Source organism: Shewanella mangrovisoli, from assembly GCF_019457635.1.
Taxonomy (GTDB): domain Bacteria; phylum Pseudomonadota; class Gammaproteobacteria; order Enterobacterales; family Shewanellaceae; genus Shewanella; species Shewanella mangrovisoli.
This window is the reverse complement of the sequence record NZ_CP080412.1, coordinates 3,769,748-3,795,997: the sequence shown is the minus strand read 5'-3', so window position 1 is coordinate 3,795,997 and position 26,250 is coordinate 3,769,748. Positions and strand designations below refer to the sequence as shown.

Genomic DNA, 26,250 nt, shown 5'->3' with positions numbered 1-26,250 from the left:
GATTAGGTCCGACCTTGGGTTGGCAAGTAATTGAATAAATAACCTTTCCCATGAATAGTCGTTATGGCCAGTCCCGGTACATTCAGCTCATCTAAACGTTTACGTAGGCGGCTGATTTTTAAGTCGATAGCCCTGTCTAAACCATCATATTCGCGGCCCACGAGTTGTTCGAATAAAAACTCCCGCGACAGCACTTTGCCGGCGTGCAGGGCGAAGATCCACAGCAGTGAAAACTCCTTAGTGGTAAAAGATAAGGCTTCATCCCCCAGATTTACTTGCTGTAGGTTGGGGTCTAAAAATAGGTCGTGTAACTTAAGTTTACTGCGGCTACTGCTGGATTGCTGTTTGCGCAGATTGGCCTTAATCCGCGCCAGCAGTAAAGGCGGCACTACGGGTTTGAGCAAATAATCGCAGGCGCCAAGATTTAATCCTCGAATTTGGTCGGCATGATTATCGAGCGCCGTCAGGAAGATAATCGGGCAGGGATAACTCGCGGCTAACTGCGGGTAAATACTAAAACCATCTTGCCCTGGCAGCATGACATCGCAAATGATCAGGTCAAACTCATCGGTATCCCGGCGGATCAGCGCGTCTTCGGCATTATCTAAATGGATAAGCTTGTAACCTTCTTGGGTTAAATAAGTGCAGACCAGTTCGGCAAGGGGTTGGTCGTCTTCAATTAACAGGATTTGCGATAAGGGTTCAGGCATTGGCGCGCTTGTCATAATAAGTTCCAGTTCAGTCCACGACGTCTTCTGGGGTTGGCGGGTTCAAACTTAGCGACTTTGACTAATGCAGTGGTTACTAAGCTATTGTTTTTGGGATCCCTGAGTTCGAACAAGGTATCTTTCGCTAAGGTCAGTTGTATTTGGTATTTAAAATCGAGCCTATCTTGAAAGCAGGCGATAGCAACGGTTTCTGTCGTGAGCCATACACAGAGTGATTGCGGAATATCCGATTGATATTCAATCAGTAAGTCTAAGTGACAGTCGGGCTTTTCTAGTGTCACTGCACAGGTATTTGGCGTGATCCTCAGTTCGTCGGCAAGGCAAGATAGGCTGACGAAACAGGCGATAATTAAGCTGCAATAGGTGCAGTAGGTGAGCCACAGCGAATTGGAATGGTATGCCTTAGAAGTCATAGCTAATTCCAACAAATCCAGAAACATAGCCAGCTTTATCTATCAATACGCTGTCAGTGATTTCTTGTCCTAACCAAGTATATTCGAGTATAGCCACAAAATTAACGCTGTCGAAAATGGGCACATTGACCACGCTGCGGGCATGGTAATTGATGGCGGCTGAGGGTTGATATTTGGTTCGCAGCGGGCCTTCTTCCTCTTTAGTGAGCTGATAGTAGTAGCCGACGAGGTTTTCACTCTTGCGAATTGCCCCAATCTCAAAGCCGAGCGCCCCCCATGAAAACGCCTGACTGCGTTTGAGCCTAAGCTGGATCTCGTTACCTTGGTGAACGCCGGTAATATCGTGGAAGTAACCTAGGCTGATATCGAGATAGGGCGTCACCCAAGTGGCATTGAGTCCACCTAGGTAGGAAAGATTGCGTTCAATTTCCTCGAATTTGACGACTTTAGGATTGATGGGCTGCTTCACTGGGGTATAACCTAAAATATCACTCAGTAATAGTTTATTCAGTCCATCGAATTCGTAGAAAAATCCGTCCTCATTAAAACGCGTCTGTAGGTCGACAATAAAGCTCTCTGACTCGTACAGGCTATAACCTAAGGTGAAGTTTTCGACATAAAAGTTCTCACCGTAGTAATACCAAGTGGGCAGTATCCAAGTGTTGATATTTTCAACTTTTGCCCTTGGGTTTTCGAGTGCGCCATAACCTGCTGCAAGGGAAATCTGCCAGTCTCCGGCGGAAACTGTTTCAATTTCTTTAGCTTGCAGTGTGGTGCACCAACTCAGTAGTAGTACGAGCGGCAAACATTGTTTTCTGACGTTAACTGTCACTTCTTAGATAATCCCCAATGTTGTTTAAATGCATTGCTAAACCGCATTAAGACGAGCCTCAGCCTATCATTTTGTTCACAGAATTTAAGCATAATTATTCATAGTGCTACAAAATGCTACATCTTTGTCGGTAAGCTTTTGTGTAATCAATGTGTTCTTGGCGTGTTAATAAGTTGTACAAAATGCTACGTAAAAGTGTTGCTGTTTTCTCCAGCTTGAGTGCTTAGATGGTTGGCCGCTAGGCAGCTTGTCCGTGATAAACGGCTTGCGATAACAATAATGGAGAAAGCAAAGTGAAGCTTAAAATACTAACTTGTACTATTGCTGCCGCCCTTTATGGTGCTGGTGCTATGCAGGCTGCTGCTAGCATAGGCGATGTACATCAACTTAAAGGTTTGCAGTTAACACCAGAACAAATTGCAAAGTTAAATGCTCCCCAAGCCGAGATCGATGATTCGGCACAAGGGGTTGGACTCAACCTTCAAATTACCCCTCAAGCTAACAAATTCGAATATGAGGAAGGTTTGACCGGTGAGCAGATCTACATCGTTCGCTTAAACCAAAAACCACTGGCACAAGTGAGTACGGAACTGTTTGCTAGCAGCAACGCCAGCAAAACCGTTGCGAAATCGTCAAGCCAAAAATTATTCGTTGCCGGACAACCTGCAAGTAGTGCAGTAAAGAACTACCGTAGCCGCTTACTCGATAGCCAAAGACAAGTGATCGCTGACATTCAATCGACCGTCGGTGCGCGCCAAGTTCGCCAACAATTTACTAATGCGGTGAACGGTTTCTCGATGGCGATGACACAGGAAGAGGCGCAGCGCGTGTCTCAATTAGCCAATGTGTCATCGGTGCGTCGCTCGAAAAACTATGAGCTATTCTCGGATGCGGGCCCTGAGCTTATCCAAGCCGATAAGATTTGGTCGGGTGAAGCGACAGAGGCCGTGCCTTACAAAGGTGAGGGGATTATTGTTGGTATCGTCGATACCGGGATTAACTCAGATCACCGCTCATTTGCCGCTGTCGGTGACGATGGTTATAAGCACAGCAACCCTTGGGGCGCCGGTAACTACGTAGGTGACTGTACCAAGAGCGGTTTTGAGACCATGTGTAACGACAAGTTAATTGGCGTTCGCTCATACCCAGTTATTACCGATAACTTTACCAGCGGTGCCTATGGGGCAACTCGCCCTGCCGTAGGTGAAGACTATCAAGGCCACGGTTCACACGTTGCCTCAACCGCAGCGGGTAACGTGCTGCTGGATGTGGATTATGTTAGCCCAGAAGGTGGCAAAGCCGTTTCCGATGGCGCTGTGATTAAACCGAATCTGTTCCCGCGCATGAGTGGTGTCGCGCCCCATGCGAACATCGTCGCTTACCAAGTGTGTCATCCGGATAACCAGCTGAATGCAGGTTGTCCAGGTGAGGCGCTGATTGCCGGTATTGAAGATGCGATTAACGATGGCGTTGATGTCATCAACTTCTCCATCGGTGGCCAAGATTCAAACCCTTGGGTAGATGATGTGGAATTAGCCTTCTTATCTGCTCGCGAAGCCGGTATTTCTGTCGCAGTGGCGGCGGGTAACTCAGGCCAACCAGCGGGTTATAAAGAATATTTTGGTCTGATTGACCACGCATCACCTTGGTTAATGAACGTAGCGGCCAGCACCCACGCTCGTGAAGTTGAAATCACGACTAAGCTGATTGACCCTATGGGCGGCAGCGAAACACCAAAATGGAGCGAAATTGTCGGCGGCACGATCAACGCGGCACCAGTCACGGGTATGGTGGTTAACGCTAAAACCTTTGGTGATGAATACTGTGCTAAACCTTTCCCTGCCGGTACCTTTGACCTGAAAGATGGCGACGGTAATCCAACCGACGTGATTGTGGTTTGTAAGCGTAACAGCTTATCAGACACTGCCGGTATTGCGCGTTCCGTGAAGGCGGACAACATCAAAGCGGGCGGCGCCGATGGCATGATCATGTATAACTATGCGAACGGCGATGCGCTGGTGCCTACGGCTTCTTACTCTATCCCAAGTATCCATATTACTAAGGAAGAATGGGACGGTCGTTATGATAACGGCATGGCAGGTTATGGCTTAAGTGATTGGCTGGCAAAAGGTAACTACCACATGCTGACCATTTCTGGCACGACCATCGAACGCACTATCGACCCAGAGCGTGCAGATTGGTTAGCGGCATTCTCCTCTCGTGGCCCAAGCCCATCGACGCCAGAAGCGTTGATCCCTGCGGTTGCGGCGCCTGGTGTGAACATCTATGCGGCCTTTGCCGATGAGCATCCATTTAGTGGTTCACCTGCATCGGGTGACTTTGCCTTCTTAAGCGGGACTTCAATGGCATCGCCACACGTGGCGGGTTCGATGGCCTTGTTACGCCAAGCTCAGCCAAGTTGGAGTGCAACTGAAATCCAATCGGCATTGGCGATGACTGCTGAAAACAAAGTGCAATACTATCGCTTGGATGACAAGAATGGTGATGTGGCTTTAGCCTCAACTTACCGTGCGGGTACTGGCCGCATCAACGTGGCCAATGCGGTGAATGCGGGCTTTGTGATGGATGAAACCGTAGAGCGCTTTAAAGCGGCGGATCCACACAATGGTGGCGCTGTTCATAAGCTGAACATCCCACAATTAGTGAACTTCGAATGTAAGCCTAAGTGTCAATGGATCCGTACCATTAAGGCGACTAAAGACGGTACTTGGAGTGTCACTAACGGTGATGTGATCAACTGGAGCGTGGATTCACGTTCACAGTTAGTCCAAAACGGTGTGTCTATTAAGGTGTCACCAAGCGAGTTTACCTTAGCGGCGGGCGAGACCATGGATATCGTGGTTGAAGCATCAATCATGGATACTCAAGATTGGTTCAGTAACGCCGAAGTTGAACTGCATTCAAACCTGATCTTCACCGAAGCGAGCGGCAAAGCCTCAGAGGCGCACTGGCCTGTGGTCTTTAAATACGACAAAAACGGCATGCCAGGACGCTTAAGCGCAGTGGCTCACCGTAATGATGCCAATACTGTGATCAAAGGTATCGATTTACCTGAAGGTGACAACATCCATGGTCGTATTTTCAGCCCAGTGAAAGCGGATGTGAAAACCGTGGTGCTGCCAAAGGATGACGATGGTAACTTCCCTTGGGCAAGCAATACCGATTTAACGATCCCGATGGATCAGCGTATTGACGAAGCCACCCATGTGGAAATGATTGATGTACCAGCTAATGCGCGCCGTTTAATCGTTGAGTCCTTCGGTACGACTCAGTCAGATCTCAGCGCGACATTAGATAAAGGTAACCTAATCGTTTACGTCGGTAAGGACTATAACGGTAACGGTAAGGCCGATCCTTTCGAAGAACTGCTCTGTGTGTCTAACCACATCCAATACAACAACTTCTGTAACATTAACCAACCAGAAGAAGGTCAATATTGGGCGTTGTTCTACAACCCAAGAAAAGGCTCAGCGGCGAACAACTATCACAATGCGCTGGAAGAAACCTTCCAATATGCAACGACAGTTGTAATGGACCAAGTTGCCAGCGATATGAGTGTTGAAGTACCTGCGAGCAATGGTCGCGATCCTGTTGATATTAAAGTCAATTGGGATATGCCAGAGATGAAAGAAGGTGACGTGTATTACTCGTTACTGGACTTCGGAACCTCAGAGGTGAACGCGGGGAACATTGGTAAAGTCGCCTTTAAACTCGAGCGCGGCATCGATGATGTGCACTTAGACGCCACCCAAACGGCGGCGGTAGCGGGTGACCAGATTCCATTTACCTTCGAGGTACAACCTAACGATACCGGTGTTGACCGTGCATTTAGCATAGTTGCGAACATTCCGGCTGGATTAAGCCTGCGCCCTGAAGATGTACTGACTTCTTCGAGTGCCATCGTTAAGGATGTGAAACTGGAAAATGGCAAGCTGACTATCAGTGGTATTCAACCCGATACCCGCGATCTTGAGCCACGTTACAACGTCACCACTAACATTGATGACGCTATGTGCCGCACGCCAAACTTTGGTAACAAGAAGCCGGGCGGTTATGTGAACTTAGAAGAGTTTGCTATCTACCCAATCTTCAGTGGTTTTGCGCCTGTTGAGTATGGTTCTAATGGTAAAGCGTTGAGCGGTAAGGATAATAACATCCTATATCGCAACGGTATTACCTTACCGATTAGCACTGTGTTTGGTGGTACTTATGATCGTTTCCACCTGTATAACAACCAAGACCAAATCAACATCTATAAACAAAACTCACTGGATATTCGTGGCCACGGTATTGTGTCCCTATTCCAAGGGCAGCCATTCTTCTATCCGTACCATGACATCTTCCCGTACAACAGCTTCCCATACGCTGCTATCGGTATGTTGTGGCGTGGATTTGGCCTAGGTGCCGGTGCGACTCAAGATATTCTGAGTGCGCCATTGGTTAATACATTAGCTGAACGTGCGGGTATCTCTATCGCGAGTACTCAAACGGGGTGGGGTATCTTGGAATACGATAATGCTCGTTCTTACAAGCCATTAGGATACGATGCAAACCGTGTTTACCAATGGGAAGAGAAGGACGATAGATTCGACTTCGAGCTTATCTTCAACGTGAACACCCGCTTCGGTGACGGTGAGTACGAGATGATGATGGCCTACGACAATATCAACTTCGGTTCACAAGATGGTCGTGGCTCTATCGGTCTGCAAGGCTTCCAAGGCGGTCTATATGCCTATGGCCCACTGCAGAAATATCTCGGTGAGCAATACGCCTTCGATAACCTGAAGGACAAAATCAGCAATGGTCTTGTGATTTGTTACGACTACGTTGGCCCAGAGTCATCACAATTTGAAGTGACGGCTTGGACGACAGTTAAAAACACTGCTGCCGGCCAAGTGCTGACGGTTGATGCGGTTAGCCAAGTCGATGGTATGGCTGATATCAATATGAGCCACAGCGTGACTGTGCCCTCTAACATCAGTATTGGTGCGATTGCCGACCAAACGATTGCGGAAAACACGAGCTTAGAAGGTCTGAAGGTTGTGTTTGCCGACGAGCAAAACAGCGTGAATAAGATCACCGTAACGGGTGAGCACATCAGCGCTGTGGTAAATGGCAACACTTCAGGTTCAAGCATCACTATTACACCAGAAGCTAACTTCCACGGCGACGTAGAAGTCACAGTGACTGTGAGTGATGTGGAAAACCCAGCCGATGCAGCGAGCACCAGCTTTATGCTGACCGTCGAATCCGATGGTGTTGAACCGACAGCGCCTGTAACACCGACTACACCAGAAACACCGTCTGAAGAAAGCAGTGGTGGTGCTTTAGGTGGTTTATCTATGCTACTGGCTCTCGGGGCATTGAACAGAAGAAGAAAAACTCACTAATCATGGGTTTGACTTCCTAGTCAATTGATATTTATCCTGAATTTAGGATGCCGGCAAATGGATTTTGCCGGCTTTTTTGTTTTGTGATTCTATTCGAAACGACAGTGTGATGGTTCAATCCATACCTACTCTGGTTTATTGTATTTCGGTTTATTCTCTCTGCCAGCCTGATATATCTCATTACTTAATTGCTTTTGATACAAAAATAACAATTAAAACAATGTCTAAGATTTTGGCTTAGTGTGATTCTCTGATTCTTCGTTTGTAATCGATATGTTTTGTTTTTATTTGATGTTTTTCAAAGAAAAATACTGAGTCGCTATTGTTTGTTTGCCAAAAGTTTCCTATTTAGCTTTGTTTTTGTGTACAAAATGTTACGTCAAAGTGCTGAGTGTTTTAATTCGTTGGTGTTTAGATTAGGGCGCCACCAGGCAGTTAGGTCGTGTGATAAATGACCAACTACAACAATAATGGAGAAGCAAAGTGAAGCTGAAGTTAATAACTTACACTGTTGCTGCCGCCCTTTATGGTGCTGGTGCTATGCAGGCTGCTGCAAGCATTGGCGATGTACATAAGAACCAAGTACAAAAAATTAAAGGTTTGCAGTTAACACCTCAACAGATCAATGAATTAAACGCTGAGCAAATCAAAGCCTCTGAAAATGCTCAAGGCGTGGGTCTCAACATTCAAATCAATCCTCAAAGTCAGAAGTTTCAATACGAGGAAGGCTTGACTGGCGAGCAAGTTTATATTGTCCGCTTGAATCAAAAGCCATTGGCGCAGGTGAGTGCAGAGCTGTTAGGCACGGCTAACGCTTCCGCGAGAAGGGTACAATCTTCTAAATTGTTTGTGGCTGGTCAACCTGCAAACCGTGCAATACAAAACTACCGCACTCAACTGCTAAACAGCCAAAAGCAAGTTTTGGCTGATATTCGGTCTAATGTAGGTGCGCGTCATGTTCGCCAACAGTTTACTAACGCGGTAAACGGTTTCTCTATCGCCATGACGCAGGAAGAAGCGCTGCGTGTTGCAGAGCTGCCTAATGTTGCTTCAGTTCGTTTATCAAAGATCTACTCATTACAGTCAGATGCGGGTCCTCAGCTGATCCAAGCTGATAAAATTTGGACTGGTGAATCGACTCCTGATGGTCTGCCTTATCAAGGTGAAGGCGTTATCATGGGTATCATAGATACCGGTGTAAACACGGATCACCGTTCATTCGCCGTACAAGGCGATGATGGTTATAAACACATCAACCCTTGGGGAACAGGTACCTTCGTCGGTGACTGTACTAAGGCTGGTTTTGAAACCCTATGTAACGATAAGTTAATCGGTGTGCGTTCTTACCCAATCATTACCGATAACTTCATCAACGGTAATTATGGTGTTACTCGTCCGGCTGTAGGTGAGGATTACCAAGGTCACGGCTCACACACTGCTTCAACTGCGGCGGGTAACGTACTGTTAAACGTTGATTACCTTGCTGGTGTGAGTGACACCGAAGCTTCCGATGGTCGAGTGATTAAAGCTGGCTTATTCCCACGTATCAGCGGTGTTGCACCCCACGCCAACATCATTTCCTACCAAGTGTGTTATCCCGACAATCATATTGGTGCTGGTTGTCCTGGTGAAGCCTTAGTCGCCGGTATTGAAGACGCGATTAAAGATGGTGTTGATGTGATCAACTTCTCTATCGGTGGTCAGGAGTCAAATCCTTGGGCAAGCGATGTTGAATTAGCATTCCTTGCTGCCCGCGAAGCCGGTATCTCCGTTGCGGTAGCAGCGGGTAACTCAGGCCAATACAATGGTGCAGCAGAATATTTTGGTAAAATTGACCATTCTTCTCCATGGTTATTAAGTGCTGCGGCCACGACCCACGATCGCGTTGTTGATATTACCACTAAACTGGTGAATCCAATTGGTGGTTCAACAGTTCCAACTTGGACTGAAATCACCGGTGGTGTGATTAACAACGAATCTGTGACTGGTCATGTAGTGATGGCTTCAAGTTATGGTGATGAATACTGCGCCAATGAATTCGCTGCCGATACCTTCGTTTGGAAGGATGCCGATGGCAATCCTACCGATGAGAACGTGATTGTTGCCTGTCGTCGTAACAGTACTTCTAGCACCACAGGCATTGCCCGTAGCGTGAAAGCTGATAACGTCAAGGCTGGCGGCGCCGATGGTATGATCCTGTATAACTATGCGGCGGGTGAAGCAATTGTCCCTGCGGTATCTTATTCAGTGCCGTCTATTCATATCACCCAAGAGAATTGGGGTACTTCTAACAGCGGTGGTCTATTCACTTGGTTAAGAAAAGGTACTGGCCATGAGTTAACCATTACAGCGACTGACATCGAACGCCGTATCGATTCATCTAAAGCTGATTGGTTAGCACCATTCTCATCACGTGGTCCAAGTACTTCTACTCCAGAAGCGCTAATTCCTGCGGTTGCGGCCCCTGGCGTGGATATCTTCGCAGCTTATGCCGACGAACATCCGTTTGATACGACTTCTCCGTCAAGCGATTTTGCGATGATCAGCGGTACTTCAATGGCATCGCCACACGTTGCGGGTTCTTTGGCATTGATTCGTCAAGCACATCCAACATGGACTGCGACTGAAGTTCAGTCTGCTCTGGCGATGACGACAGAGAACAAAGTTCAATATCGTCGTTTGAACGCTGCTACAGGTGATGTTGAACTCGCGTCAACCTACCGTGCGGGTACTGGCCGTATTAACGTGAAAAACGCAGTTAACGCAGGTTTTGTGATGGATGAAACCATCGATAACTTCAAAGCGGCCGACCCAAATAACGGTGGTGTGGTACACAAGCTGAACATCCCACAGTTAGTTAACTTTGAATGTAAGCCTAAGTGCCAATGGATCCGTACTATTCGTGCGACTAAAGACGGTTCTTGGAGTGTGACTAACGGTGATGTGGTCAACTGGAACGTGGATTCTCAGAATCAGGCTGTTCAAAACGGTGTGACCATTAAAGCTTCTCCAAGCGAGTTTACCCTCAAAGCGGGTGAATCTATGGATATCGTGATTGAAGCGTCAATCATGGATACCCAAGATCCATTCAGTAACGCCGAAGTTGAGTTGCATTCGAACTTGATTTTCAGTGAAACCAGCAATAATGCCCCTGAAGCCCATTGGCCAATCGTGTTTAAGTACGACAACAACGATATGCCATCAAACCTACAAACTACGGCACACCGTAATAACGCCAGTGCTGTGATTAAAGGTATTAATTTACCTGAAGGTGATAGCATTCATGGTCGTATTTTTGAACCTGTGAAAGCAGAAGTGAAAACGGCAACTTTGCCAAAGGATGATGAAAGTATCTTCCCTTGGAGTAGTAATGCGGATGCAAGCACTGATATTACTAAACGTGTCGACGAAGCGACCAAGGTTGAGATGATTGACGTGCCGGCTGGCAGCCGTCGTCTGATTGTTGAAACATTAGGGAAAGTGTCGTCCCCATTTGATGGCGAATGGGATAAAGGCAATATTCTTATCTATGTTGGTAAGGACTACAACGGTAACGGCCAAGCCGACCCGCTAGAAGAAATCCTATGTGTGTCTAACGACGGTGTGTATAACAACTTCTGTAATATTAACGAACCGGATGAAGGCACTTATTGGGCTATTTTCTATAACCCAAGAAAAGGTTCTTCTTCAGATAATTATAATGCTGGCGTGATGGAAACATTCCAATATGCCACGACCGTTGTTAGCGACCAAGTTGCCAGCAACATGGGCATTGAAGTCCCTGTAAGCAATGGTACTGATGCTGTTGCTATCAACGTAAACTGGGATATGCCAGAAATGAGCGAGGGTGATATTTACTACTCGTTAGTCGATTTTGGAACCTCTGCAGTGAACGCGGGTAACATCGGTAAAGTATCCTTTAAGCTTATTCGTGGTGTGGATGACGTTAATCTAGACGTCACTCAAACTAAGGCATTAGTAGGTCAACAATTACCATTTACCTTCCAAGTACAGCCTAACGAATCGGGTGCAGACCGTGCATTTACTATCGAAGCGAATATCCCTGAAGGCTTAACTTTGAAAGCTGAAGATGTGTATAGCTCATCAAGCGCTATTGTTAAGGATATTAAAGTTGAAGGTAAAAAGCTGACGATTAGCGGTGTGCAACCGAATACTCTAGGTGATTATGCCCACTACAACATCACCACAAGCGATGATGACCCACTGTGTCGTACACCAAACTTTGGTAACAGTAACCCTGGTGGTTATGTTGATTTAGAAGAGTTCGGTATCTACCCAAGCTACAGCGGTTTCCAGCCAACGATCATTAATGAAGCAACCGGTAGAGCACCTACGGGGAGCAACAATATGATCAACTACCAAACTGGCGTGCAGATACCAATCAGCACACTGTTTGGCGGTGACTATACCGGTTACCACCTGTATAACAACGCGGAAGAGATGAACATTTGGAATAACAACTCTCTGCAGCTTTTGGGTACAGGTATTATCAACTTATACAATGAGAAGATCTTCTTCCCATACCATGACATCTTCCCGTACAACAATGCTCCATGGGCAAGTATTGGAGTGTTGTGGCGTGCATATGACTACAAATTTACCGTTCAAGATATGCTGAGTGTGCCGTTAGTGGTGACCAGCGATGAAATTGCCGGTATCTCTGTGGGCAGTACATCAAGTGGTTGGGGGATTATCGAGTACGATAATGCGCGTTCTTACAAGCAATTAGATAGAAATGCTCAAGGTGTTTATCAGTGGGAAGAACGTGATGACCGTTTCGATTTCGAATTGCTATTCAACGTAAACACCCGCTTTGGCGATGGTGAATACGAGCTGATCATGGCCTACGATAATATCGACTTTGGTAGTCAAGATGACCGTGGTTCTATCGGTCTACAGGGCTTCAAAGGTGCATTATCAAGATTAGGCCCTGCAGGTGGCTATAAAGGTGAGCAATACGCTTGGAACGGCCTGAAGGATAAGATCCGCAACGGTTTAGTTGTTTGTTATGACTACGTTGGCCCAGAGTCATCTCAATTTGAAGTGACAGCTTGGACTAAAGTCGCGACAAATGCATCAGGTAAAGCCTTAACTGTGGATGCGGTAAGTCAGGTGGATGGTATGGCGAACATCAGCATGTCACGCACAGTCACAGTACCAAGTAACATCACTGTGGCTCGCATTGCTAACCAAACGATTGCTGAAAACACTCGCTTAGAAGGCTTGAAAGTCATTTATGCCGACGAGCAAAACAGCGTGAATAAGATCACCGTAACGGGTGAGCACATCAGCGCTGTAGTGAATGGCAATACTTCAGGTTCAAGCATCACTATTACACCAGAAGCTAACTTCCACGGCGACGTAGAAGTCACAGTGACTGTGAGTGATGTGGAAAACCCCGCTGATGCAGCGAGCACTAGCTTTATGCTGACCGTTGAGTCCGATGGTGTTGAGCCGACTACGCCACCTGTAACACCTGACCCTGACATCAATAAAGATAGCGGTGGTGCATTAGGTGGTTTATCTATGCTACTGGCTCTCGGGGCATTGATCAGAAGAAGAAAAACTCACTAATCATGGGTTTAACTTCCTAGTCAATTGATATTTATCCTGAATTTAGGATGCCGGCAAATGGATTTTGCCGGCTTTTTTGTTTCTATGGCTTAACGCTCTTTCGCTGTAACAGTATTTCCTTTTCATCAAATTGTCTTTTTAATGGCATAATCTCGCTTACTTTATGTATCGAAAGGCAAAGCATATGCTGCAGATATTCTTACGTTTTTTAACCCTTGGGCTGATGAGTTTTGGTGGGCCTGCGGCGCATATCGGCTATTTTCGACAAACCTTTGTCAACGAACTCGGTTGGCTCGATGATAAACGTTATGCCAGCTTAGTGGCTTTAAGCCAATTTATGCCGGGACCCGGTTCGAGTCAGGTCGGTTTTGCCATTGGTTACCATAGGGGGGGACTGCTCGGCGCCATAGCCGCCTTTGCCGGATTTACTTTGCCTTCTTTTGTATTAATGTATCTGCTGGCCGTAACCACCGCCGCTTGGTTAGGTAACAATTATATGCAGGGCATAGTCCATGGCTTAAAACTGTTGGCTGTGGTCGTGGTTGCGGATGCTGTGCTGGCGATGTTCAGCCAGTTTTGTCAGCGCAAAACCGCGCGCTTATTGATGCTTGGCAGCGCCGCGAGCATACTGATTTTCCCGTTCTTGTGGATCCAAATTGCGTTGTTAATCCTTGCCGCGCTTTTAGGCTTATCATTCTTGAGTGCAACCGAGAGCGAGCCTCAAAAAACTGAACCCATTCGCTTGAATTACTTGAGCTTAGGCATATTTATCGCCTTGTTTGTGGGGAGTTTTTTTGCCTTAAGTCTTGGCGCTGAAGCTGGGATCTTCGGTGAGTTTTATCGCGCTGGCAGCTTGGTTTTCGGTGGCGGTCATGTGGTGCTGCCATTGCTTGAGACGGCGGTCGGCGATTCTCTGAGTAGCGATCGCTTCCTCACTGGCTACGCCTTTGCCCAAGCCGTACCTGGGCCTATGTTCACCTTTGCGACCTTCCTTGGCGCCGAAATGATGCTAGATAATCCCTTTGTCGGCGCGATTATCGCAACTCTAGCTATCTTCTTGCCGGGATTTTTATTGATGCTGGTGGGCTTAAAGAGTTGGCATGCAATTGCCGCCAGACCCAAGATTGCCGGTATGCTTGCCGGTGTCAACGCCTGTGTGGTGGGATTACTCGCGGCGGCGCTATACCAACCCGTGTTTACCCAAGGGGTGTTATCTGGTGTAGATATGGCCATAGTCTTGCTCGGTTTTGGTGCGTTAAAGCTCTTCAAACCGCAGATGCTGCTATTGGTTTTAGGCTTTAGCCTGTGTGGTATCGGATTGATATTACTTGGTTAAGCGAATGACTTCCTAAAGCTGGTGCCTGAAATTAATACGATATTTGTTAAGTTAAACGCAAAGATGTTGCACTGTTTTGGCTATACTTCATAAATATAAAAAGATATAAGCTCGATCACCCTGGAGTAAGCAAGCATGTCGAATTTAAGCCTGCGTAATAAACTACTGCTGTTGTCTTTGTTCCCCCTAATCTTGACCTTATTAGTGCTGATGACCGTTTCCTACTACGTCGAGCAGGAATCTCTCGCGGAAGAAGTGGTGACCTTTAGAACGAAATTGGTGGGCGAACGTAAACAACAAATCAAAGAAGCGACCGAAATTGCTGCAGGGATTGTGCAATATCAACTGTCATTGAAAGACCAAGGCAATGTGAACCAAGCCCTGCGTGATATTCGTTTTGGCAGCGCGGGTTATTTCTTTATTTATGATTCCCAAGGCAAAAACATTTTCCACGCCTTGATGCCTAATCTTGAAGGGCAAAACAAAATCGATATGACCGACCCTCGCGGTACTAAGATCATCGTTGGTTTGCTGGATGCGGCCAAACGTGGCGACGGTAACTTTTCCTATTACTATCAAAAGCCCAATACTAACGAGCAAATCGAGAAGATTAGCTATGTGATGATGGTTCCAGGTACTGACTGGATGCTAGGTACAGGGGCTTATATCGACGATATCGAAGCCGTAGTCGAGGATTACCGCCAAACCGTGACCGAACAAATGGCCGATAAGTCCTTCATGATCCTATTAATCGCCTTAGTGCTGACGGGGATCACGGCCTTTATCATCATGGTCGCCGCCCATCGTATGGTGGTGCCGATTAAGAATATGGCGGACAGTCTGAATGATATCGCTAAGGGTGAAGGTGACTTAACCAAACGCTTAAGCGTGAAGGGCGAGGATGAAATTGCTCAGTTAGGTCAAGCCTTTAACTTGTTCGTCGATAAGCTGCAAACCATTATCGGCGATGTGGCAAACGCCACGGCTAAGGTGAAATCCGCCGCCAATGCGATTCACGACCAAACCAAAGTGATGTCGAGCCAGCTGCTGAGCCACAATAACGAGACAGACCAAGTGGTGACGGCTATTACCGAGATGTCGTCCACCGCGAGTGAAGTGGCACAAAATACCACCCAAGTGGCCGAGGCGACTCAAGCCGCTACAGGGGATGTGGCCAATGCCCAGCGCTGCGTCGATGCCTCGCTCGAAGAGATTGCCGGACTCATGTCGCAAATCAACAATGCTGCGGGCAGTATTAAATCCTTAAGCGAGCAATCGCAAAAGATTAACAGTGTGTTGTCTGTGATTGGCGGCATCGCTGAGCAAACTAACCTGCTGGCCCTTAACGCGGCGATTGAAGCGGCCCGCGCTGGTGAACAGGGTCGTGGTTTTGCCGTGGTGGCCGATGAAGTGCGTAATCTTGCCAGCCGTACTCAGGCAAGTACCTTAGAAATCAACGAAATGCTCTCTGAGCTACATAAGTTAGTCTCTGTCGCAGTTAAAACCATGGACGAGAGCCAGCAGAGCTGCGTGCGTTCGGTGGATTCTTCCCGCGCTATTTCCGAGAGCTTAGGCTCTGTGACATCGGCGGTGACCGCGATTAATGATATGAGTACTCAAATTGCGACGGCGGCGACCGAGCAAAGCTCTGTGACCGAAGAAATTAACCGTAACGTTTATGCCATCCAAGAGATCGTTAACGAGCTACTGCATTCCAGTGAAGATGCGGCCAAGGTGAGTCAAACCGTGTCTCAGGAAGGGATTAACCTCGGTAAGTTGGTGGGGCAGTTTAAGATTTAACTCATCTAATTAAACAAGTTAATTAAGTTAGCTAATAAAAACGGGAGACAATGTCTCCCGTTTTTTATATCCAGCGATGGATCTATCCCTTGCACGGCGCTCTATGTGTAAGCCTTAAGCTGTTTCACTCACCTTTGCTATCACCTTTTCAGCTCTGACCGCACAGACCTTGTATTCGGGAATATAAGCCACAGGATCTAAGGCATTGATAGTGAGCTTATTCGCCGCCGCTTCCACAAAATGGAACGGCAGGAACAGCACGCCCGCCCGGGCGCGTTTAGTCACAAAGGCATCGATTTCAATCTCTCCGCGACGGGTGGTGAGGCGAAGTTTATCGCCATTGTTTATCCCCAGTTGCTCCGCATCATAAACCGAAATCATTACCTTAGGCGCGCCGAGTAAATCCAACCCTGGTGTTTTACGGGTGAGTGTGCCCGTGTGGAATTGCTCCAATAGCCGCCCCGTTGAGAGCGTTAGCGGATACTCGTTGCAGGGCATCTCGGCGGGAAGGCGATAACTGACAGGCGTAAATAAGCCTAAGCCTCGAGTGAATTGGCTCTGATGCATAATCGGCGTTCCGGGATGGGTTTCATCTGGACAAGGCCATTGAATCCCTTGAGAAATCTTACCTTCGGCATTGGCACTTAATCTGTCCCAACGAATGCCGCGATACTGCGGAGTAAGTTCGTTGATTTCGCGCCAGATGGCCTCTTCGTTGGCATAGTCCCAGCATGCGCCCATGGCGTTAGCGACGGCTTGCACTATCTGCCAATCGGGTAAGGCCTCACCCGGTGAGGCGAGTGCCTGCTCGAGCCGCTGCACCCGACGTTCGGTATTGGTAAAGTGACCGCGTTTTTCCACAAATGCGGCGGCGGGTAAGACCACATGGGCAAGCTCGGCCGTCTCGGTTAAAAAGATATCCTGCACCACCAGAAACTCGATTTGGCTCAATGCATTAAGCACATGGGCTTGGTCGGGATCGCTGAGCACTGGATTCTCACCCATCACATACAAGGCTTTAATTTTGCCCTTGGCAATATCGTGCATCATATGGGTGGCAGTGACGCCAATTTCCCCCGATAACGGGGTTTGCCAATGGTTTTCGAAGCGCATTCTGGCATGAAGATCAGTGACCTTTTGGTAACCGGTAAAATAGTTGGGTAGGGCGCCCATGTCGCAGGCACCTTGGACGTTACTCTGGCCGCGAAGTGGATTAATACCCGCGCCTGACACACCTATATTGCCGCAAAGTAGCTGCAAATTAGAGATGGCGGTGACGTTATCGTGCCCCGTCGTATGTTGAGTGATGCCCATGGCGTAGTAAACCGCGGTCTTTTCGGCCGTGCCTATGGTACGCGCGAGGCGGGCAATGTCTTCGGCCCTTACGCCCGTGATAAGCGCTGCGTTTTCGAGGGAGTAATCCTCCTTGGCTAACTCTGCATAGAGGGCCTCAATGCCTTCGGTGCGCTCGGCAATATAGGCTTTATCCTGCCAATCGTGGCGAATAATTTCCGCCATAATGGCGTTGAGCAGCATCACATCCGTCCCCGGTCTGTGAGCGACATACAGCTCGGCCTTTTCGGCAATGCCAACCCGCTTCGGATCGGCAACCAGTAAACGCGCGCCGTGCTGCATCACCGCCTGCTGGATTTTTGAGGCGATAATCGGATGGGCGCAGGTGGTATCCGAACCTAAGATAAAGATGACGTCCGAGTCCTTAATGCTCGGTATATCATTGGTCATGGCGCCGCTACCAATACTCTGCTGCAAGCCTGTTACCGTCGATGAGTGGCAGAGGCGGGCGCAGTGATCGATATTGTTGGTGCCAAGAACACTGCGAACAAACTTTTGCAGCATAAAGTTATCTTCGTTGGTGGCTTTTGCTGAGGCGAGACTGGCGAGGGCATTGCTGCCATCTTTTTGTTTTATCTCGGTTAAGCGTTTTGCCACATAGGCGATGGCTTCGGGCCAGCTAGTCGGTTGTAACTTGCCGTTTTTACGTATTAATGGTGTGGTGAGGCGTTTGTCGCTATGAATAAAATCGAAGCCAAAACGTCCCTTAACGCACAGCATGCCTTGGTTAACGACCGAGTCCTTATTGCCTTCGATATGACGAATGCGATTGGCGTTGTGGTCGATTTTAAGGTCTAGACGACAGCCCACGCCGCAGTAAGTACAAATCGTCGAGGCGGTTTTTAACTCTGTGCTATCGCCTTGGCGTTTATCTCGGGCATCGACCAGTGCCCCCGTCGGACAAACCTGTACACAGTTACCGCATTGCACGCAGTGGCTATCGGCCATGCTCGCACTAAAGCCGACTCTGGGGGCTCTTCGTTCTTCAGTAGGACTGATGCTCTGTGGCAGTGCTTGGTAGGAGTCATTCGCAAATTGGATCGCGCAGTGGCCACTCTGCTGCTGACACACATCGACGCATTTGCCGCAGCTAATACAGCGGTTGGCATCGAATTGAATAAAGGGCGCGCTCTTATCCACACTGAAATGTCGCGCATTTTCAGTGGTTAAGCTTTTGGCTTCGACACCGTAATCCGTGGCGTAGTCCCTCAGCTTACAGTCGGTATTGGCCTGACAGGCGCACTCGAGACAACGTGCCGCCTCTTGCATAGCGGCATCGGCGGGAAAACCTAGCTCAACTTCACTGTAATTCAGCAGCCGTTGCAGCGCCGTGAGTTCGGGCATTTTCAAGCGGGGTTGAAGCGGCGTATGGGGATAAAACGTTGACCCTGCTTTTGAGCTTGTTTCGGTTTGCTTAAGGGCACTTGGAACGAGGGCGCTGGGAATGGTTTTGACCGAGTTAAACTCATGGGCATGTAAATCGCAGCTAAGGCCAATTTTTAGCATCTTATCAATAGCGATTGCCGCTTTACGGCCATCGCCAATCGCGGCTACGGCGGTGGCAGGTCCTCTGCGGGCATCGCCCATCACAAACAGTTTTTCGACTCCCGATGACATGGTTTGCTCACAACCAATTAGCGTGTTCCAGCGGCTCAGCGCCAGTTCGCCCTGGCTGAGTTGCCCCATAGGATCCTGCATAAAACTCAGATCCGGCGCTTGGGAGACGGCGGCGATAACGGTATCGAAGGCCTCGGTAAAGGTTTCTCCCGTGTCCACGGGCGCGCGTCTGCCCGAGGCATCGGCTTCGCCGAGCGCCATTTTGCTGAAGGTGACAGCTTCTACCTGTCCATTGGCATCGCCATGATTTTCAATGGGATTGGTTAAAAAGTGAAATTTTACGCCTTCGACTTCGGCCTCGTGTACTTCGTAGGCTTCGGCGGGCATTTCGGCGCGGGTACGGCGGTAGATTAAGGTGACATCGCAGCCTTCGCGTACGGCGGTGCGTGCGCAGTCGATGGCGGTGTTGCCGCCACCAATCACGGCGACTTTTTTGCCTAACTTCAATTGCTTATCGAGGCAATGATCCTTAAGAAAATCCACCCCAAGGTAACAGCCCGCAAGCGCTGAGCCTTTGTAGTTCATCGGTACCGCTTTTTGGGCGCCGATGGCGAGGCACACAGCGTCGAAATCGGTGACCAGCTGGGCTAAGTGAATTTCATGGCCGAGGCGAGTATCCGTATGAATGGTTAACCCATTACGGCACAGCAGCTCGATTTCTTTATCGAGAATCGCCTTAGGTAAACGGTATTCGGGGATCCCGTAGCGCAGCCAGCCGCCCGCCTTGGGCATGGTTTCAAAAATCTCAACATTATGACCTTGGTTTGACAGGTAATAACCCGCGCTTAAGCCAGCGGGGCCCGCGCCAATAATGGCAATCTTTTTACCCGTGTCTGCGAGGCGTGCTGGTTGATAGCTATTGCCTTGCTCATCATCGGCCAAGTCTAAATCGGCGGCGTGGCGCTTAAGTTGACGAATGGCAATGGGATCATCGACGAGGCCGCGGCGACATTCGCTCTCGCAAAACGCGGGGCAGACTCGGCCAATCGACAGCGGTAGCGGCAGAGTGTCTTTAATGACTTTAATGGCTTGGGTATGGTCGCCTTGGGCAATGTGGTACAGGTAAGTTTGCACATCGACGCCCGCTGGGCAGGCCTGTTGGCAGGGCGCCTCACAATCGGCAAAGTGGTCACTTAAAATTGTGCTCAGTGCAGCTTGGCGCTGTTTGGTTAAATATGCCGATTGGGTGATGACTTTCATGCCCGCTTCGGCGGGTGTTTCACAGGCTTTAACGCAGCGCAGGCTGGCATCGGTATTTTCGATTTGCACTAGGCAGAGGTTGCAGTCCTGTTTATTGGCGTTAGGAGCTGCGCCCAATTGCCGTGTGGCGTCCGTTGGATCGCACAAACTCGGAATGGCTATGCCTGCCTTACGGGCCGCTTGCAATAGGTTATCGTTCGGCTCGGCCGTGACGCTGTGATTGTCGATGTTAAGTTCTATCATCCCAAGGCCTTTTATATTTGTAGGGTGCTTGCTGCATTGGCGTAAAGCGGCAGGCTTAAGGTGGGTTTGAGTATAACTAGAGCGCTTTAGAAGACGCTTATGGGCGGGGGAAGTTTGACGCTAAATTGCCGTTGTCATCACAAACCTGTAGCAGACTGTGCGCTGATGAAGGTTTGCTGGTGGAAAGTTGTGATTTGCTTGGTGTTTTATATTTGATTTATCTGTATCTAGCTTAATCCTTTGAGGTTTTTAGTGATTATCACTGTTTTGCTTGCTCAAATTTATGTTTGATCGAGGCGTTAAACGGGTTATTTCATGTAGGATCACAGTCTTAACTTGGCTTTGTCTGTTAATCTGCTGGCGCCAGCGGTGCTTTTTAGGCTGATAAAATCTCCCTGAAGTGTCAACACGCCCTAGGTTTACAGCCGTTGTTAGGTTAAAATGCGCGGTTGCAAATACTGTTAATCGCCGCCTCCTTTGATGGGAAATCCATTGAAACGGCAAAAATAAAGCGAAGTTGAAAATCCATGTTTGAAGTTAATCCAGTAAAATTCAAAATTAAGGAGCTTGCCGAGCGTACGCAGCTTCTTAGGGGGTATCTTTGACTACGATGCTAAGCATGAGCGTCTAGAAGAAGTCAGCCGTGAACTTGAAAGTTCTGAGGTGTGGAACGAGCCAGAACGTGCTCAAGCCCTAGGTAAAGAGCGCGCCAGCCTCGAAGCCGTTGTCAAAACTATCGATGATATGGACGCAGGTCTAGAAGACGTTGAAGGTCTGCTAGAACTTGCCATCGAAGAAGAAGACGAAGACACCTTCAATGAAACCACCAAAGAGCTGGATTATTTAGAGAGCCGTTTGGCCGAACTCGAATTCCGCCGTATGTTCTCTGGTCAACATGATGCCTCCGATTGTTACTTAGACATTCAATCGGGCAGTGGCGGTACTGAGGCACAAGACTGGGCCAACATGGTGCTGCGTATGTACCTGCGTTGGGGTGAAGCCCACGGATTCAGCCCTGAGCTGATGGAAGTCACCGACGGTGACGTCGCCGGCATTAAGGGCGCGACCATTAAATTCACCGGTGAGTATGCTTTCGGTTGGTTACGTACCGAGACGGGCGTGCACCGTTTAGTGCGTAAATCGCCATTCGACTCATCGGGCCGTCGCCATACCTCTTTCTGCTCGGTATTCGTTTACCCAGAGATTGATGACGATATCACCATCGACATCAATCCTGCTGACTTACGTATCGACGTATACCGCGCCTCGGGTGCGGGTGGTCAGCACGTTAACCGAACCGAATCTGCGGTACGTATTACCCACTTACCGACTAACACGGTAGTGCAGTGCCAGAACGACCGTTCACAGCACAAGAACAAAGATTCGGCGATGAAGCAGTTAAAAGCCAAACTCTTCGAATTAGAAATGCATAAGCAAAATGCGGAAAAGCAAGCCGCCGAAGATGCCAAATCTGACATCGGTTGGGGCAGCCAGATCCGTTCTTATGTATTGGATGATTCCCGTATTAAAGACTTACGCACTAGCGTGGAGACGCGCAATACCCAAGCGGTACTCGATGGCGATCTGGACAAGTTTATCGAAGCCAGTTTGAAATCAGGGCTGTAATTAATTCAAAGGTATAGACGAGAAATAAGATGACTGAACAAGTACAAGATGAAAACAAACTGATTGCCGAGCGTCGTGCCAAGCTAGAAAGCATTCGCCCGAACTGCAGCGCTAATGCTCACCCTAATACTTTCCGTCGCACCCACAAAGCGGCTGAGTTGCAGGAAAAATACGGTCAAAACACTAAGGAAGAACTCGAAGCCTTAGGTTTTAAAACCAGCATCGCTGGCCGTATCATGGCAAAACGTGGCCCATTCCTGGTGATCCAAGACGTGTCTGGTCGTATCCAAGCTTACGCTGAAAAGGGCGTTCAAGCGGATCTGAAAGACCGTTACCAAGGTCTGGATATCGGTGACATCATCGGCGTAACCGGTCAGTTGCACTTGTCTGGTAAAGGCGATCTATACGTGAACATGGAAGAGTACCAACTGCTGACTAAAGCACTGCGTCCTCTGCCAGAAAAATTCCACGGCTTAACCGACCAAGAAACCCGTTACCGCCAACGTTATGTGGACTTAATCGTTAACGAAGAATCTCGTCAAGCCTTCGTCATGCGTTCAAAAGTGGTTGCAGCTATCCGTAACTTCATGATCAAAAAAGAGTTCATGGAAGTTGAAACCCCAATGATGCACGTGATCCCAGGCGGCGCTTCAGCCCGTCCATTTATCACTCACCACAATGCGCTGGACATGCCAATGTACCTGCGTATCGCGCCAGAGTTATACCTCAAGCGTTTAGTGGTAGGTGGTTTTGAGCGTGTGTTCGAAATCAACCGTAACTTTCGTAACGAAGGTCTGTCGCCACGCCATAACCCAGAATTCACTATGATGGAATTCTATATGGCCTATGCTGACTACAAAGATCTGATGGACTTAACCGAAGAACTGTTAAGCTCTATCGCGATTGAACTGTTAGGCAGCGCGCAAATGCCATACGGCGAGCACACTGTTGATTTCGGTGGCCCATACGCTCGTCTGAGCATGTTAGAAGCGATTCAGAAGTACAATCCTGACAACGCGACTATCCAAGCTATGACCTACGAGCAAGTGAAAGATCTTGAATTCATGCGTGAACTGGCGATCAGCCTAGGCATCAAGATTGAGAAGTTCTGGACCTGTGGTCAGCTATTAGAAGAAATCTTCGGTGAAACTGCTGAATGGCAGTTAATGCAACCGACTTTCATCACTGGCTACCCAGCGGACATTTCGCCACTGGCACGTCGTAACGATGACAATCACTTCATCACCGACCGTTTTGAATTCTTCATCGGTGGCCGTGAAGTGGCTAACGGTTTCAGCGAGTTAAACGATGCTGAAGACCAAGACAGCCGCTTCAAAGCGCAGGTTGACGCGAAAGACGCGGGTGACGACGAAGCCATGTTCTACGATGCAGACTACATCACCGCACTGGAACACGGTTTACCACCAACAGCGGGTCAAGGTATCGGTATCGACCGTTTAGTGATGTTATTCACTAACACTCACACTATCCGTGACGTGATCCTGTTCCCAGCGATGCGCCCACAGGCCTAAGCCTGATTGGAGTTGTTGATTTAACACCAACTCCAGCATTTAGCGAACAATAAAAAACCAGCCTAATGGCTGGTTTTTTATTGGCCAAAGAATAAATAATGACTATTTCGCCAGTTTACATTCTTGAACGTTTTTCATGCCTTCGGTATCTGAAACCGCTTTTAATCCAGCTCCACCAACAAAGACACCCATCTTGATATATTGCTCGAAGAAGTAATTTTTACCTCCTTCGGTTTTTACGGTTAAATTGTTTTCGCTGAATTCAGATTCAGTCGACAACATTTGTTCACCCGGCTCAACTTCCTTAAAGAAATAAACTTTGTTAGCCGACTCTCCAATGAGATCACCGTTAATATAGATATTTTTCTTTAGTGCCTGCCCAACAAAGCTATTACGGTAAACATAAATACCACTTTTATTGTCTGCTGGTTTTTGGAATGTTTTTAATTTTGCATCTTCTTCTTTTGAGGCCATTGGTACTGTTGCGCAGCCAGAAAGGAATAGGCAAGCAGCCAATATTGGCGTAAGCAGTTTTTTTAACATCATCAATCCCTAATTTTGAAATAATAAAAACCAGTGGTGTCCACTGTAGACATCAACTCGTTATCAGGAATAGTGTTGCGAGGGGAGAAAAAAACATCATCCTGACACGAGTAAAGGTGCCGCATACGGTTAATTGCCAGCCTGAAAATGTTTTTAAGTCAGTAAGCTAAACGTACTATTCCTGATGTGGCGAAATATAACTTAAGTTGTGTCAATGAGCCATTGGTTTGTAACTTAAATTGATGGAATGTGTATTTTTGTGAGCTTGGAGAGGGGCTTTAGTTGAAGGAATCTTCTACTGGTTTCTATTCGAGCTATCGAGTCGTCCATATCAATATCACATCTTGGTCAACTTAATATGAAATGGTATGGACAACTTCTTTCGTTATGACTTATTGATAGGCGCCGCTGGCATAATGTAGCTCATAGCTATGGCTATATATTTCGAGGATATTGCCAAAGGGATCTTCCATATAAATCATGCGATAGGGTTTCTCGCCAGGATAGTAATATCTCGGTTCCTTCATACGTTTCTTACCGCCAGCGGCGACAATTTTTTCGGCAAGTTCTTCAAGGTTGGGATCTTGCACGCAGAAATGGAATACGCCGGTTTTCCAATATTCAAAGTTGTTCTCAGGGTTCACTTGATTCGCGAATTGGAATAGTTCGACGCCAATTCGGTCGCCCGTCGATAAATGAGCAATTTTAAAAGAACCCCAATTAGGACCAAATACATCGGTGCACATCTCACCGATTGCCGAGTTGTCTTCAATAATTTCTGTTGGTGGCATGATCAGATACCAGCCGAGTACCTCAGTGTAAAACTTAACCGCTGCCTCGAGATCGGGGACCGAAATACCAATATGCGAAAAGGTGCGTGGATAAGGTGTATTCATATTAACTCCTAGTGCGAATGTAATGTGCCCAAAAGCCGAATCATCACAGCTTCAGTGGCGATGGAGTCAGTTTATGGTGTTCGATTAACAATTAAAAATTATCAAATTTTCTTATTTTGATAATTTTTGTTTATTATAGATTGGCGAAATGATCGATAGAGAGTGCATATGCTGAATCAACAATGGCTGCAGACCTTCGTGACCCTGATCGAGGTCGGGCACTTTACCCTGACGGCTAAAAAGCTGTTTATGACTCAACCTGGCGTTAGCCAACATATTAAAAAGTTGGAAGAACAGGTGGGTGTGTCCCTGATACTGCGACAGGGCAAGCGCTTTGAGTTAACAGAAGCTGGCAGCATTCTCTATCAACATGCCCGTGAGTATCGACAAACCGAAACAGAGCTGTTAGCACGATTGCAAACAGACGAACCCTATATTGGTGAGTGCCGTTTTGGCTGCTCGGGGGCGATAGCAAGTTTGCTCTATCCGCATTTTCTAGAGAGACAAATTCAGTATCCCAGTTTGAATGTGATGCTAGAGGCGGCGCCGAACCAACGCATAGTGTCGGGCATTTTAAATAACCAGCTCGATGTGGGCATAGTCACTAAGCGCACAGATGACGCTGAACTCAGTTATCAAGCCATAGGCTATGCGGAGTTAGCCTTAGTGCTGCCAAGCCAGTATCAAAGTATGCCGTTAGACAAAGAACGCCTTGAACATATTGGTTTTATTGATCATCCCGATGGACAATATTATCTGCAGCAAGTCCTCAGGGCCAATTTTGGCGACGCTGAAGCGACACGCACTGCCCGCGGGAGTCAGCGACACGTGAGTGGCATCGCCCAGCAGATCCCACGCAGGGGTTATGTTAATCAGCTCAATCAAATCTTACTGCCAGTCGCTAAAGGCATTGGTTTTACTGTGCTTCCTTTAACTACGGTTAACGCCTTTATACCTAGGGAGAGTCTATGGGTGGTAGAACTTGAGCAAAAAGTGCAGGAGTCGCTGTATTTAGTGCATAAAAACACTCGGCCTTTGCCTTCTCGATTTGAGGCATTTATTGACTTAGCGATTCGTCTGATCGCTAACGAGTCACAACTAAAAAGTCTCTCCTAATCGCAGTTA

13 protein-coding genes are annotated in these 26,250 nt (G+C 47.8%); 7 read left to right on the top strand and 6 right to left on the bottom strand.

Annotation, left to right across the window (positions count from 1 at the left end; all coding sequences use genetic code 11):
* Nucleotides 1-2: 2 nt before the first annotated feature.
* From K0H60_RS16575 to K0H60_RS16565, 3 genes are read right to left on the bottom strand one after another with little or no spacing between them, the layout of a single operon-like run.
* Nucleotides 3-725 (bottom strand): response regulator transcription factor, encoded by a 723-nt coding sequence (locus K0H60_RS16575; protein WP_011718112.1) that lies wholly within the window; start codon nucleotides 723-725, stop codon nucleotides 3-5.
* Nucleotides 722-1,141: a DUF3019 domain-containing protein gene (locus K0H60_RS16570; protein WP_220056414.1), complete on the bottom strand. Its 420-nt coding sequence runs from the start codon at nucleotides 1,139-1,141 to the stop codon at nucleotides 722-724. The genes K0H60_RS16575 and K0H60_RS16570 overlap by 4 nt, the downstream gene beginning before the upstream one ends.
* Nucleotides 1,131-1,946: a MipA/OmpV family protein gene (locus K0H60_RS16565; RefSeq protein ID WP_258405757.1), complete on the bottom strand. Its 816-nt coding sequence runs from the start codon at nucleotides 1,944-1,946 to the stop codon at nucleotides 1,131-1,133. The genes K0H60_RS16570 and K0H60_RS16565 overlap by 11 nt, the downstream gene beginning before the upstream one ends.
* Before the next feature lie 320 nt (nucleotides 1,947-2,266).
* On the opposite strand from K0H60_RS16565, the gene K0H60_RS16560 reads away from it, so the two are divergent.
* The 4 genes from K0H60_RS16560 to K0H60_RS16545 all read left to right on the top strand — a co-directional run bounded on the left by K0H60_RS16560 (nucleotide 2,267) and on the right by K0H60_RS16545 (nucleotide 16,115).
* A complete protein-coding gene (locus tag K0H60_RS16560; protein ID WP_220056413.1) occupies nucleotides 2,267-7,384 on the top strand; it encodes a S8 family serine peptidase in 5,118 nt (1,705 codons plus the stop codon).
* Nucleotides 7,385-7,867: 483 nt separating this feature from the next.
* Nucleotides 7,868-12,979: a S8 family serine peptidase gene (locus K0H60_RS16555; RefSeq protein ID WP_220056412.1), complete on the top strand. Its 5,112-nt coding sequence runs from the start codon at nucleotides 7,868-7,870 to the stop codon at nucleotides 12,977-12,979.
* A gap of 184 nt (nucleotides 12,980-13,163) precedes the next feature.
* A complete protein-coding gene (gene chrA / locus K0H60_RS16550) occupies nucleotides 13,164-14,315 on the top strand; it encodes a chromate efflux transporter (RefSeq protein ID WP_220056411.1) in 1,152 nt (383 codons plus the stop codon).
* A 135-nt stretch (nucleotides 14,316-14,450) separates the two neighbouring features.
* Nucleotides 14,451-16,115 (top strand): methyl-accepting chemotaxis protein, encoded by a 1,665-nt coding sequence (locus K0H60_RS16545; RefSeq protein WP_011718105.1) that lies wholly within the window; start codon nucleotides 14,451-14,453, stop codon nucleotides 16,113-16,115.
* 114 nt (nucleotides 16,116-16,229) lie between these two features.
* On the opposite strand, the gene fdhF is transcribed toward K0H60_RS16545, so the two are convergent.
* Nucleotides 16,230-20,528 (bottom strand): formate dehydrogenase subunit alpha, encoded by a 4,299-nt coding sequence (gene fdhF / locus K0H60_RS16540; protein WP_220056410.1) that lies wholly within the window; start codon nucleotides 20,526-20,528, stop codon nucleotides 16,230-16,232.
* 527 nt (nucleotides 20,529-21,055) lie between these two features.
* Here fdhF and prfB point away from each other — a divergent pair.
* Both prfB and lysS read left to right on the top strand, forming a co-directional pair.
* Nucleotides 21,056-22,154, top strand: a protein-coding gene (prfB, locus tag K0H60_RS16535; protein ID WP_161629216.1) for a peptide chain release factor 2 whose coding sequence is annotated in 2 segments (ribosomal slippage) — nucleotides 21,056-21,130 and nucleotides 21,132-22,154 — 1,098 coding nt in all. Because the reading frame shifts where the segments join, the coding sequence is not laid out codon by codon here.
* A gap of 29 nt (nucleotides 22,155-22,183) precedes the next feature.
* Complete coding sequence (gene lysS / locus K0H60_RS16530) at nucleotides 22,184-23,686, top strand: lysine--tRNA ligase (protein WP_011621622.1); 1,503 nt, start codon at nucleotides 22,184-22,186, stop codon at nucleotides 23,684-23,686.
* A 102-nt stretch (nucleotides 23,687-23,788) separates the two neighbouring features.
* Here lysS and K0H60_RS16525 read toward each other — a convergent pair whose 3' ends face one another.
* On the bottom strand, nucleotides 23,789-24,229 hold the full coding sequence (locus tag K0H60_RS16525) for a DUF2846 domain-containing protein (protein WP_041412771.1): 441 nt from the start codon (nucleotides 24,227-24,229) through the stop codon (nucleotides 23,789-23,791).
* A gap of 392 nt (nucleotides 24,230-24,621) precedes the next feature.
* Nucleotides 24,622-25,125 (bottom strand): lactoylglutathione lyase family protein, encoded by a 504-nt coding sequence (locus K0H60_RS16520; RefSeq protein ID WP_099456919.1) that lies wholly within the window; start codon nucleotides 25,123-25,125, stop codon nucleotides 24,622-24,624.
* A gap of 168 nt (nucleotides 25,126-25,293) precedes the next feature.
* On the opposite strand from K0H60_RS16520, the gene K0H60_RS16515 reads away from it, so the two are divergent.
* Nucleotides 25,294-26,241: a LysR family transcriptional regulator gene (locus K0H60_RS16515; RefSeq protein WP_220056409.1), complete on the top strand. Its 948-nt coding sequence runs from the start codon at nucleotides 25,294-25,296 to the stop codon at nucleotides 26,239-26,241.
* Nucleotides 26,242-26,250: the final 9 nt, after the last annotated feature.